Consider the following 13,234-nt stretch of genomic DNA (forward strand, 5'->3'; position numbering starts at 1 on the left):
GTGGCTTACGGTTAGGCATCGCCGCTTGAGCCTTTGAACCTCAAGTTTCGAGTTTTGTACTCAAAAATGGCTATGGGATGCCTAACGGCAAGCCACTGCGCGTCTAAACTCCTAAACATTTAAACTACAACTGTTGTGTGGCATCAATTATAGGACTAGCCCTTTCAAGGTGACTCATAAAATAAGATTGTTTTTCTCAGCGCTCTCTGTGCCTCTGCGGTTTAAAAGTAAATTATTTAACCGCAGAGGCGCATAAAACACAGAGATAAGAGGTTAAAGAAGAATTTATGGACTAAAATTTCCACCCACCTTGAAAGGGTTAGCGATCGCTAGCGATATGTTTCTCTTAAAAAGATTGCATAATTTCCCCTTACCGTCATTGTATTGGGATGAGCTACACCTAAAGTATGTTCAGAAATTGTCAAAGCTTGCTCAAACAAGAGTTTGGCTTCGCTGTAGCGTCCTGTAAATTTGTAGAGTAATGCAAGATTGTTCAAGCTATTGGCGACATGGTGATGGTTGTCTCCCAGTAAGCGTTTTCTCAATTCTAAAGCTTGCTGATACAGGGGTTCGGCTTCGCTGTAACGTTCTGTAGAACCGTAGAGTAATGCGAGATTGTTTAAGCTAGTGGCAACATCGGGATGGTTGTCTTTTAGTAAGTGTTTTCTCAGTTCTAAAGCTTGCTGATACAGAGGTTCAGCTTCACTGTAGCGTTCTGTATAACGATAGAGTTCTGCGAGATTGTTCAGGCTAGTGGCGATATCGGGATGGTTGTCTCCCAGTAAACGTTTTCTCAATTCTAAAGCTTGCTGATATAGGGGTTCTGCTTCGCTGTAGCGTTCTGTATAACGGTAGATTTCTGCGAGATTATTCAGGCTTTGGGCGACATTGGGATGGTTATCTCCCAGTAAACGTTTCTGGAGTTCTAAAGCTTGCTCAAACAAGGGTTCGGCTTTGCTATAGCGCCCTGTAGATTCGTAGAGTATTGCAAGATTGTTCAGGCTAGTAGCGATATCAGGATGGTTGTCTCCCAGTAAACGTTTTCTCAGTGACAAAGCTTGCTGATACAAAGGTTCGGCTTCGCTGTAGCGTCCTATGGAATGATACAGTGCTGCGAGATTGTTCAGGCTAGTGACGACATCAGGATGGTTGTCTCCCAATAAGCGTTTACTCAATTCCAAAGCTTGCTCAAACAAAGGTTCGGCTTCGCTGTACCGTCTTGTAAATTTGTAGAGTCCTGCGAGATTATTCAGGCTAGTAATGACATCGGGATGGTTGTCTCCCAGTAAGTGTTTGCTCAGTAACAAAGCTTGCTGGTACAGGGGTTCGGCTTCGCTGTACCGTCTTGTAAATTTGTAGAGTAATGCAAGATTGTTCAGGCTAGTGGCAACATCGGGATGTTCTAAACCAAAACGATTTTCAGCTGCCTCAATACATAGTTTGTACCAAGGTTCTGCTTGCTGATCAAGTCCTTGACCGTTATAAAACCAGCCTAAGCCTGTGAAAGGCCAAATTAAATCCTCATCACTGAGATACTGGGATAGATGGGTTGCAATTTCTGCAATGTGGGGGATAGCGGGAATGAGGTTGAGAATATCTTCAGGGTTAGGCTGTTGAGGAATTTGCTTTGCTGGCTCTACCATCAGTGCGACAAAAGCAGTTTTCACTTCATCTGCTTCACTTGACTCATCCAACTTCATTTGGAAAAATTGCCGAATCAGTGGATGTAGACGATATATTCCTTGACTTTGCCATTGGATTAAATGCAGTTTCCGCAACTGGGCTATAGCTTTCTCCCAGAATTCTTGTTCATCGTCATTTTCTATCGCCTCAACCAATAAGGGAATGTCAGCTAAGGCATACAAACTCAGCCAACACCCAAAGCTTTGTGCATTCTCATCTAATTGTTCCCAACTCAATTCAAAAGCTTCAGTAACGCCGTATTCATAACACATCAATGGGTTAGCTTTAGCTACTGCTTCGTGTTCCAGTCGCTTTTTCTCTAGCTGCTTCAGCAGTGTTTCCAGAGACAAATCTGGTATTGTATCCAGATATCGCCCCACTAACTCTAACGCCAAAGGCAAATATCCCAAGAATTTACAAATTCTTCTGGCAATCCAAGCCTCACTTTTAAGTCCTTCCCTGTCAACTAGCGATTTTAATAATTTCATCGCCGCCAATGGTTTGAGAACACCCAAACGTAATTGCGGCAAAATTAGATCAAATTCCTGACGCGTTGTCAGCAATACTTTAAACCGGGGTGATTCTGGGGGTAGATAAGGCTGAACCTGTGTTTTGTAGTCGCTGACATCATCAAACACCAGCAGTACTTCACCTTGTTGCCAATTCTCCCAACAGTATCTCAGCCTATCTGTTAATTCCCTATCGTCAGGTGCAATGAGGTTAAATTTCAATTCTGCAAATCTGAGAATCTGAATTCCGACATCTATTCCCTGTGCTGATAACCAGCAAACCCCACCTTGATAATTCTGCAAATGCTGTTTGGCGTATTGGGTAGCAAGTTCAGTTTTGCCAACTCCACCCATACCCGCCCCAGCTACAATCGCAACTTGCCGAGATGTTTGTAATGAGGAGTGCAGGTTTTGTAGTTCCGCCTCACGTCCCACAAATTTTTCCAATGGGACAGCAGGGGGAATATTTTGATGAATTTCCTTTATTGTGGTGTCGGCAGCGTTCGACTGACTTGTACTGAGCATCTCGACTTCTCTACGAGACGCTACGCGTAGCTTGCTTACCCGTAGGGGTACGCTCGATGGAGCCGTTGTCATTGGCGTAGCCTCTTGTAGAGTTGTAGTGCTCACGCCGAAGTCTTGCCCGCCATTATATTTTGCGCTCAGGTAAGCCCGTAGCTTTTCTAGTTTGCCCCGACTCTTAGAAGTCCCTAACTCAGGACAACTTTGAGCAAACTTGTTATACACCTTAGTCATCAGCTTTTTGAAAATACCAACACTGATATTCAATTCGCTGGCAAGTTTCACCTGACTCTTACCTAAGTTTTCATTCTTCAAACACTCTATAAAAGCTGCCGTTTGCTCTGGCGATAAGTTATGAGTAGCAGCTTCATTGGCTAGAAAATCAACCCATTGCATAGACAGCTTGTGAGATTTCTTCTCGATTCTACTTAATTTCTACCCATTTCGAGGGAATCTCCTCTTCTTCTGGCAGAAATACCAATGTATTTTGGATATGAGGGGCGATGTCTATTAGAGATTACGCTTACGCACGTTGTTAATTAGCATGAGAATTGAACCGCAAAGGACGCAAAGGAAGAGAAAAGGGGGAGCGATCGCTATTTGAAGTTACAATTTGGAGGCGATCGCTGCTAAAATTTGAACTACAACTGTTGTGTGGCATCAATTTGGTGTGATTTGGGGAGAAAGGGTGCGTAGGCGTAGCCCGTCGTAGACATCGTTAGCGATATGTTTTTCTTAAAAAGATTGCATAATTTCCCCGAACCCTCATTGTATCAGGATGACCTACACCTAAAGCCTGCTCACAAATTGCCAAAGCTTGCAGATACAGGGGTTCGGTTTCGCTGTAGCGTCCTGTAGATTCGTAAAGTTCTGCGAGATTGTTCAGGCTAGTGGCGATATCGGGATGGTTGTCTCCCAGTAAGCGTTTTTTCAGTTCCAAAGCTTGCAGATACAGGGGTTCGGCTTCACTGTAGCGTCCTGTATAATCGTAGAGTGCTGCTAAATTGTTCAAACTATTAGCGACATGGGGATGGTTGTCTTCCAGTAAACGTTTTCTCAGTGCCAAAGCTTGCAGATACAGGGGTTCAGCTTCGCTGTAGCGTCCTGTAGAACAATAGAGTACTGCCAGATTGTTAAAGCTATTGGCGACATGGGGATGGTTGTCTCCCAGTAAACGTTTTATTAATTCCAAAGCTTGCTGATATAGGGGTTCGGCTTCGCTGTAGCGTTCTGTAGAACAATAGAGTGCTGCGAGATTGTTCAGGCTAGTAGCGACAGTGGAATGGTTGTCTCCCAGTAAACGTTTTCTCAGTTCCAAAGCTTGCAGATAAAGAGGTTCAGCCTCGCTGTAGCGTCCTGTAGATTCGTAGAGTCCTGCGAGATTGTTCAGGCTAGTGGCGACATCGGGATGGTTGTCTCCTTGTAGGCGCTTTGTTAGTTTCAAAGCTTGCAGATACAGAGGTTCAGCTTCGCTGTAGCGTCCTGTAGATTCGTAGAGTCCTGCGAGATTGTTCAAGCTAGTGGCGACATCGAGATGGTTGTCTCCTTGTAGGCGCTTTGTTAGTTCCAAAGCTTGCATATACAGAGGTTCAGCCTCGCTGTAGCGTCCTGTAGATTTGTAGAGTCCTGCTAGATTGTTCAGGGTAGCGGCGACATTGGGATGTTCTAAACTAAGACGATTTTCAGCTACCTCTACACATAGTTTGTACCAAGGTTCTGCTTGCTGATAAAGTCCTTGACCTTTATAAAACCAGCCTAAGCGTGTGAAAGGCCAAATTAAATCCTCGTCGCCCAGATATTGGGATAAGTGGGTTGCAACTTCTGCAATGTGGGGGATAAAGGGAGTGAGGTTTAAAATATCTTCACGGTTAGAGAATTGCGAAATTTGCTTTGCTACCTCTACCATCTGAGCGGTAAAAGCAGTTTTCACTTCATCAGCCTCGCTTGACTTATCCAACTTCATTTGGAAAAATTGCCGAATCAGTGGATGTAGACGATAAATTCCTTTAGCCTGCCATTGTATTAAATGCAGTTTCCGCAACTGGGCTATAGCTTTTTCCTTGAGTTCTTGTTCATCGTCATTTTCTATCGTCTCCACAGATAACGGAATATCAGCCAAAGCATACAAACTCAGCCAACAAGCTAAATCTTGTGCATTTTTATCCAACTGTTCCCAACTCAATGCAAAAGCTTCAGCGACACCATATTCATAACGCATCAATGGGTTAGCCTTGGCTATTGCTTCATGTTCCAGTCGCTTTTTCTCTAGCCGCTTCAGCAGTGTCTCCAGAGATAAATCTGGCATTGTATCCAGATATCGCCCCACTAACTCTAACGCCAAAGGTAAATATCCCAAGAATTTACAAATTTTTCTCGCAACCCAAGATTCACTTTTGAGTCGTTCTCTGTCAACCAGCAATTTTAATAATTTCATCGCCGCTAATGGTTTGAAAACACCCAAAGGTAATTGCGGCAAAGTTCTATCAAACCCCAAGCGCGTTGTCAGCAGTGCTTTAAACCGGGGTGATTCTGAGGGTAGATAAGGCTGAACCTGTTTTTTGTAGTCGGTGACATCATCAAACACCAACAGCACTTCACCTTGTTGCCAATTCTGCCAGCAGTATCGAAGCCTATCTGCTAATTCCCATTCGTCCAGTGCAATTCTGTCGAATTTTAATTCAAAAAATCTGAGAATCTGAATTCCGGCTTAAGGTTTTTGGCGCTAACCCAAGCGTATTGGTTTCTAAACGCTGATTTAATTCACCATATCAGAGAGTAAGAATTCTGCGTAGGCGTAGCCCGTCGTAGACATCGCCACTTGAGCCTTTGAACCTCTACGTTGAACCTCTAAACCTCAACGTTGCACCTTTTAACCTCGAAGTTGAACCTCTGAACCTCGAAGTTGCACCTTTTAACCTCAACGTTGAACCTTTGAACCTCAACGTTGCACCTTTGAACCCCAACGTTGCACCTCTGAACTTCAATGTTGAGCCTTTTATCCTCAACGTTAAGCCTTTTATCCTCAACGTTGAGCCTTTTATCCTCAACGTTGAGCCTTTTATCCTCAACATTGAGCCTTTGAACTTCAACGTTGCACCTTTTAACCTCAAGTTTCGAGTTTGGTACTCAAAACAGCTAGTTAAATCCTGTATTCCTCCTGCCTCCTGCCTCCTAATACTAAGGTGACTGATTTAACACCCACTTCAACCACTGCCCAAAAGAACTTACAACATTCAACCTTTGAACTCCAGGCGCACGGGCGGCGGCGAGTCCATCAACAGCGACTAATGCGGCATATTGCAACCCCAAGAAACTATCAACTGCTGCATAAGGGCCACCTAAAGTAATAGCCCCAGCAGCATACATTTGACCTTTATCACTACGCATTTCTACTAATTCAAAATTGTTTGCTACAGCCAATCGCCCCAGGTGATTCACTGGGAGGTTGTAATGTTTCACCAAATCTGCTATAAGCAGATTAGCATCTACTTTGGCATCCAGTCCAGTAGCATCAACAATAAAGTCAGCTAGCAACTTCATTTCCCCAAAGCTTTGCTCTCGGATACGGGTAATAGTCCGGTTTTGGGCATCTCGTTCTACATCTAAAACCTCTCCGAAGGTAATTTGATACCAACCTTCGCTGATGCCTTGGGCAGTAATTTGCTGCCAGTCGTGGCGGTCGGCGGTCGTAGTTCCACCCCAGTCTGCTAGTAAACGCTTGCGTTCATCAGGACTAGCTTTTTCTAACATTGCCCGGAGTTCGCCGCCCCAACAAGCTTTCGGCCAGTTAAAAGGTTGAAATTCATAATGATTTTTGACTAGGCGCTGGGTATTTTGAAATTTGTTGCCTTGGGGTTTAGGCGATCGCATTAAATGCAAAACTGCAATATTCCGATTCCGCTTTCTGGCTTCATAAATCCGCTGCACAATCCGCGAAGCCACAATTCCCCGTCCACGAATCAATACTGTACCACCCTGTTGCTCTAGTTGTTCATAAACATGATCGTGGGCTTCATAAGCATTAACGACAGATTTAAAGTCTTGATATTTTTCCCTATAAGCTTGCAAATCTGGGAGAAACTGAATTGCTGGATACCCAGTAGCTAAATGTAAATAACGAGTAATTAAAAAAGCATAATTTCCTGGGCCGCGAGAATAGGCTACGCAATATCTGCCGTCATCAGTTTTGCGAATTACCCTAACTCGCCCATAGCGATAAATTTGATTCCAGCCAATGCGCTTCGCCTCTCGGTCTATAGAATCAAAGACATTACCCGCACGGGGTGTATAAGTTTGTGCAAATGTTGGTTCAGCAAACACTTGCCACAAATACTTAAATGCTGATTTCATCTCTCCCTTGCTGAAATCGTGCCAAGCTTCACGCAAGGCATAACTAGGCCAGCCCCAAATATTATCAGGACAAGAGTCGGAATTAGAACGCAGTCTTTCATGTAAGGGAATTTGCGAATTCAAACACAGGCGCTTATAACGAGCATAAGGCTCCGCCTCTAATCCCAAAGCCACAATTTTTTCAGCACGCACACCACTAATTCGCAGCAAATCAGCCCAAAAAAAGCTACCCAGTCCTGCCCCGATCGCTAGATAATCAGATTCATCTACTGGCAGTCCCGTAGCATGAAGTGCTTGCACAGCAATATTTTGTGCCTGAAACGCTAATGGTGGGAAATTACTCGCCAAGGGCATTATCGGCTGGACTACAGGCAAACTGGGGTCTGGGAGGTTGGTCTTTGCATTGAAGTGAATCGTTGAAGGGGGGCTGGTATCTGGGTCAGAGCCGCTAGCAGCAAATGTCACCATAATCACATAGGGGCCAATTTGCAACGTATCGCCATTAACCAGAACACTACGCATTTGTGGTTGACCGTTGACATACACACCGTTAACGCTACCTTGGTCAATCACCATCAGATGGTCTTGTTCCCAGTCAATTAGGGCATGGTAACGAGAAACTTCATTACTGTTAAGCAGCATCCTAGAAACCCGGTGTCCCCTAAGTTCAGCAGGTAAGCGAGCGAATTCTCGACCAAAAGCGATCGGCATACTCAACATTGGTTCTCGCCGTTCTCCCGTCGCTGGATCTTCCCAACTCAATTGGATTTGTAAGTCATTAGTCATTTGTCATTGGGCATGGTTATTTTCTTTGTCCCCCTTGTCCCCCTCATCTCCCCTTGCTCCCCCTGCTCCCCGCTCCTGCCCCCTTCCTTCTCAACTACCCGGTGCTACTAACACACTCACAGCCGCAGCTAAAGATGTCCCACACCAATGACAGCCAATTTGTAGATTCTCTCCTGGGGAAACTTTATGACATTTGGGGCATTCTAAGCCATAAACTCCTGGGGGTGTTGGTAGATGATGGTGATGTCCGTGTACTGGTGGATGCGGTGACAGCAAAATTGTTGCTGGAATGCTATTTGCGGAAATGCTAGTAACGTTAAGTTTTATTTGTCCCAAAGAGATGCTAGTACCCTTAGTTAAAGGCATTTCACCTTGGACTAATTGCCGTCCATCAACAACAGGGGGATTTTGCGATCGCAAATTCCTGATATAGAAGCGCTGTTGCTGGTGATGAAAAAAGATTTCAACGTGCAAACCAGAGACAGTGGGGTGACTCAGAAGAATGTCGCACCGGAGTGGATCGCGACCGATGCGGACAGTGCCAGGATTTTGACTTGGCTGTTGTTCGTAAATGTTCTGAGTTTTATCTTGACCTGCATCGTGCCACTGTAAAGTCAGTGCGTTCATTGTTCTAACTTCGTAACTCGTATTTAGCTACTTCAACTTCTTTCTGTGCGATTCCTAACACGATTGAGTAGGTGTAAGCAAGTATTTAGAAAAAACTTCAACAAGCTTTATTTTGCCGACGCTAATTTATCAGCAATGCGTGTAGTTTCTGGTAGCCGATATTTTGGCGTGCAGCGTAATACATAGTCAATTGCCGTAGGTAAACTCACTCGATGACCACTGGAGATGTACAGAGGTTTTACTCCTGTGCGTGTGCGTAAAACTGCCCCAATCGTTTCACCCTTATATATTAGTGGTTGCCTGCTGCCTTTGGTTTGGGCCAATTCTTCATACTTGCCTACCAACAACGACTTGGCTACACCAATTGTCGGCATATCTATAAGTAACCCTAGATGGCTAGCTATACCTAATCTGCGAGGATGAGCAATTCCCTGACCATCACACAGGATGATATCTGGTGTGATTTTAATCTTCTCCAAAGCATCAAGAACAGCTGGAATTTCCCGAAATGAGAGGAAACCAGGAATGTAGGGAAAGGAAGTAGGACGGTGTGCTAGGCTCGTCTCAATTACTTGCAAATCAGGAAAATTCAGGACTGCAACAGCTGCACGGCTAATTGTTCCATCAGCTTCAAAACCCATATCCACTCCAGCAACGTACTGAATAGGTTCTTGCAGTTGATCTGACGTAATTACTTGATCTCGTAGCTTTTCTTGGATAAGTATGGCTTCTTCCAACGTTGAGGGCCAAGCATGATCTTGATAAATCTTCATATTGAAAATTGTAATTAAACTGATTAATATTAATCCTGTTAATTTGGCAAGTACAAAAACAATAGTTTTTGATGTTGATACAGAGAAAATCTATTTATTGCAAAAGTCTAGTGAAAGACTATCTTTATACTAAATATTTTAGCCCAGTTAGTTGATATCTTGGCTCATAATGTTACTTAAGGCTGTGAAAAGGGAATCCTGAGAATATAAATTTATTTTCCCAGATTTTCTCTTTTACTGGTTATGACACAGCTGAATATTCTGGAACTTGCAAAACAGGGAGATACCCAGGCGATCGCATTTCTGATGAACCGCCACCTACATCCCAAAGGGATCACTGCCAAAGTTGCCTTCAAAGATGCTTCCTTAGAGGTAATCTTAGAATCTGCCGAAGTACCAAATCAGCAAATTTTAGTTGCATTTATCCGCAAAGGGTTAACTGCTTTAGGGGCTGCATCTGTTGAAATAGTGAAAGTTTACGGACAACAAACAGGTAAGGAGTTTCCAGCTTGGAGTAAAGAGTTTGATTTGGGCATAGCAGAAGCTGAACTAGAAGTAGTAGATAATGACCAATTTTCCAGTAATCCTCAAATCCTAACTATTTCTATTAACTTAAGCGGCGATACTGCACAGAGATTAACAAACCAAGATTTTGAATTTATTGCTAATCAAATAAGTACTGATATTTTATCATCTTGGACTGACATTTTTATTCAAAAAGTAAGTATTAGTAATGGTATATCTGTGATAACAAAGGAACGTTAGTGTTTAACTTGGCTCAGGCATAGGTGCAGAGAAAGAGTCAAAAATCCGGTTTTTTGCAAAAAGTATAATAAATCTAAATAAATTTTAAATATAGGACTTGAAAGATTCTGAAAATGTTGCTTTTGCCTGTAAATGGGGAATTCTAAGATAAACGCTAATTTCTCAGTTTTTCGTATTTATTGATTATGACACATCTGACTCTTTTAGAACTTGCTAAACAGGGAGATGCACAAGCGATAGCTTCAGTAATTAATTACCTTTTGCAACCAAAAGGCGTTACTACGAAAGTAATCTTGAAAGATGATTGCTTACAGATAATGCTGGAATCTTTTCAAGTACCGGAACAAGAATCATCAGTCACTTTTATTCATAAACTAATAATAAAGTTGGAAGCTACACCTATTAAGTCTGTAAAAATTTATGGAAAAAGTAAAGGACAAACCTCAGTAGCTTGGATTGATTATTTAAATTTAACTCCTAAGAATGAAGAGACTAAAAAACATTCCAGTATTTTAGAACTTGCTAAACAGGGAAAAGACAAAACACCATCTCAAATATGGCCAGTTTGGTTTCCTTATCCTATTTTTTGGTTGAGGGCGATTATTCTAGTTCCCATAGCATTTCCTGGTACACGTTTAATAGTCTTTGGATTGGCCGGAGTGTTTATATCAGTTCTCGGCAACAGCCCTATATTATTAATATTTTCTGTTTTATTCGGCTTATTAATACCAACGATTTTTTTAGCCTTTTTCTACCATATTTTCTGGTTTAATTGGCAAAAGCCTAAATCATCTAATAAATTACCTAAATGGATACCTACTTTGAATAGCTTATGGGCAGATTTCTATGGCACAGTTGTGATGGGATTATCTTTTATGCTAATCTTAACTATCTTTTCGGAATTAGCTTTTTCTAGTTGCAACTTGTACAATAAAATACCTGAATACTTCGATGGTTGTACTGGACATTTAACAGGACGTGCAACAAACGGAATTTTTGACAGCATTGAAAATAATGATTTTTTAAGTCAACGTTGGTTCATAATTTGGATGTTTACTGCCGCATATTTATACCAATTAGAACACTTAGTAATAAAACGCTTTATTCCGAAGCTGAAAGTTATACTCCAAAACTTTCAAATTAGACCTAAGAGCTACAGTATTGAGCGCACAGATTTAGAAATTGACAGATTGCGTAGTGATATGAGTCTAACTCAAATCAAAAAAGGTAAAAAGCAGCATTCGGCTATACTATCTCAAGATACTTATCAAACGCCTAAAAATTTTAAGAAAAAACTGCTGATAATTATGCTCATTTCCTTGGTTGCGATCGGAATATATTTATTAGCAAAAATTCCAAAAATGAAAGGAAAAGCACCAACTTCTATAGCTTCTAAAGTTACGTCGTCAACTCCATTTATAACAGCACTCATACCTCAACCTAATACATTCCGAGAGGCTGTTAATCAAGCAATCAGTGCTACCAAACTAACCCAGCTAGCAAAATCTTCAGATGATTGGAAAATAGTTACGAGTGAGTGGCAAGCTGCGATCGCACTTATGAAAACTGTGCCATCTTCCAGCCAAAATTATGTAGTAGCTCAACAAAAAATTAGAGAATATCAGAAAAATCTCAACTACGCTGAAAAAAATTCCATTGGTAATAAAGAAAGCGATCGCCCCTCAAAGCTAAACTAGAAAAAGCAGTGCGACGCCGAATAGCCCGTCGTAGACATTGCTCTGATTTTCACCTACCCTGATGAAATGCGATATTCTGACAGTTTTGATTTGTACCCAATGCTCTTGAGCAAAATCCTGTAGAAGATATTTGGTTACAGACCAAAAACTTTTTGAGAAACTTTTGGATGATATGCAAATCTTTTACTATTGTCAAATGGCTATTTAAGTTCTTTATCAATCATCAAGAATTTGATTTTCCGAACTTGCATCAGTATGTACCCGGTTCGGATCTCAAATAGGATTCCTATATCTCTAATCTATCAAATAATCTGTCGTTTTACACAAGAGGAGATTTTAAAGCTCTATTGAGGTAATGGCCTAGTACCGCAAGGCGGAAGTCAAAAGTCACTCATTCAAAATGAAAACAGCGTAAGCGTTTCGTTGATTTTGAAATGGTGAGGCAGTCCGGTCTTCTCCCAAAGGGAGAGGCTAGCGCCAAGGGGGTTCTCCCCATAAGGAACTGCCGAACCCGTTAGCGCAGCGTAAAGCCTGCGGCATGGCTTCTCTACGAGACGCTACGCGAACGCTTAGAGCGAGTCCTCGAGCGTCAGGGGTTGTTTATTTCTGCCGCACTGTACTAGTGCTGATGTACTAAAAGTATTTCAAGTGCGGGTTATTTTCAAGGTAGGAGTCCGTCAGGTGAGATTAGACTCAGGAATTAAGCTATCTTCTGGCTCATCATGAATGATCTTATCCAGAGAATTTTCAGCTTGATGCAGTTCAAAGAAGATATCATCCAATATCTCGTTGTTTTGCCGGAATCAGATGCGATATCCTCTAAATTAGAAGACAGTAAATAGACTGTTGAGGCTGTTATCTATCACGCAAAAGCACAATAACATGGCTTTTTCTCATGAATTTCAGCGTTATCGGAGCGTGCACTCCCGGGATATGCTCCCAGGTCTAGTTAGTTCCATCCTCCTACACTTTACTTTACTGATAGGGATCAAATATTGGCTCACAGCTTTTACGCCTGAGCCTAAGCAAGAGATTCCAATTGAGGTAGTTGAAGTTTATCCTAATGAAACACGCATACCCCAAAAAACCCCATTCCGGGCTACTAAAGATTCAATTGCAGGTGGTAAAGCTTTACTAAAAAAACCTGTTTCTGCTGTGAAGTCAGCTAATTCAGATGCACATAAGTCTTCTAGCAAGAGTCCTTTGAACTCAACAGCCTTATCTTCAGCAGAGGTATTCTGGCCAGAACCAAGGCAGCAGAAAGCGAAATCACCAAATCTATCTCCTCAACAACCGAAAGTTCAGCCAACTGCGATCGCAAGAGCAATACCACCAGCACCGAAAGTTCAGCCAACTGCAATCGCAAGAGCAATACCACCAGCACCGAAAGTTCAGCCAACTGCAATCGCAAGAGCAATACCACCAGCACCGAAAGTTCAGCCAACTGCGATCGCAAGAGCAATACCACCAGCACCGAAAGTTCAGCCAACTGCAATCGCAAGAGCAATACCACCAGCACCGA

Annotated in this window: 8 protein-coding genes and 2 pseudogenes; 5 read left to right on the plus strand and 5 right to left on the minus strand. The window is 42.4% G+C overall.

The features are described 5' to 3' along the window. Positions 1-329: 329 nt before the first annotated feature. Positions 330-3,110 (minus strand): tetratricopeptide repeat protein, encoded by a 2,781-nt coding sequence (locus tag V7K48_RS11070; RefSeq protein ID WP_335072306.1) that lies wholly within the window; start codon positions 3,108-3,110, stop codon positions 330-332. A 155-nt stretch (positions 3,111-3,265) separates the two neighbouring features. Between V7K48_RS11070 and V7K48_RS11075 the strand changes: the two genes are divergently transcribed. Continuing rightward, complete coding sequence (locus V7K48_RS11075) at positions 3,266-3,388, plus strand: hypothetical protein (RefSeq protein ID WP_335072308.1); 123 nt, start codon at positions 3,266-3,268, stop codon at positions 3,386-3,388. A gap of 44 nt (positions 3,389-3,432) precedes the next feature. Here the strand turns inward: V7K48_RS11075 and V7K48_RS11080 are convergent. Beyond that, a pseudogene (locus tag V7K48_RS11080) lies at positions 3,433-5,418 on the minus strand (tetratricopeptide repeat protein); the annotation flags it as partial. A 122-nt stretch (positions 5,419-5,540) separates the two neighbouring features. On the opposite strand from V7K48_RS11080, the gene V7K48_RS11085 reads away from it, so the two are divergent. After that, complete coding sequence (locus V7K48_RS11085) at positions 5,541-5,900, plus strand: hypothetical protein (protein WP_335072310.1); 360 nt, start codon at positions 5,541-5,543, stop codon at positions 5,898-5,900. Here the strand turns inward: V7K48_RS11085 and V7K48_RS11090 are convergent. The 3 genes from V7K48_RS11090 to nfi all read right to left on the minus strand — a co-directional run bounded on the left by V7K48_RS11090 (position 5,892) and on the right by nfi (position 9,250). Then, a complete protein-coding gene (locus V7K48_RS11090; RefSeq protein ID WP_335072312.1) occupies positions 5,892-7,850 on the minus strand; it encodes an FHA domain-containing protein in 1,959 nt (652 codons plus the stop codon). The genes V7K48_RS11085 and V7K48_RS11090 overlap by 9 nt on opposite strands. 90 nt (positions 7,851-7,940) lie before the next feature. Beyond that, positions 7,941-8,477: an FHA domain-containing protein gene (locus tag V7K48_RS11095; protein ID WP_335072314.1), complete on the minus strand. Its 537-nt coding sequence runs from the start codon at positions 8,475-8,477 to the stop codon at positions 7,941-7,943. Between the two features lie 107 nt (positions 8,478-8,584). After that, positions 8,585-9,250, minus strand: a complete 666-nt coding sequence (gene nfi / locus V7K48_RS11100; protein WP_335072316.1) for a deoxyribonuclease V — start codon at positions 9,248-9,250, stop codon at positions 8,585-8,587. A 243-nt stretch (positions 9,251-9,493) separates the two neighbouring features. Here nfi and V7K48_RS11105 point away from each other — a divergent pair, with 243 nt between their 5' ends. The 3 genes and pseudogenes from V7K48_RS11105 to V7K48_RS11115 all read left to right on the plus strand — a co-directional run. Beyond that, the gene (locus V7K48_RS11105; RefSeq protein WP_335072318.1) at positions 9,494-10,015 is read left to right on the plus strand and encodes a hypothetical protein; all 522 of its coding nucleotides are present in this window, start codon (positions 9,494-9,496) and stop codon (positions 10,013-10,015) included. A gap of 185 nt (positions 10,016-10,200) precedes the next feature. Further along, positions 10,201-11,712 (plus strand): hypothetical protein, encoded by a 1,512-nt coding sequence (locus V7K48_RS11110; protein ID WP_335072320.1) that lies wholly within the window; start codon positions 10,201-10,203, stop codon positions 11,710-11,712. 933 nt (positions 11,713-12,645) lie between these two features. Beyond that, positions 12,646-13,234: pseudogene (locus V7K48_RS11115) on the plus strand (hypothetical protein); the annotation flags it as partial.

The organism is Nostoc sp., assembly GCF_036919615.1.
Classification (GTDB): domain Bacteria; phylum Cyanobacteriota; class Cyanobacteriia; order Cyanobacteriales; family Nostocaceae; genus Nostoc.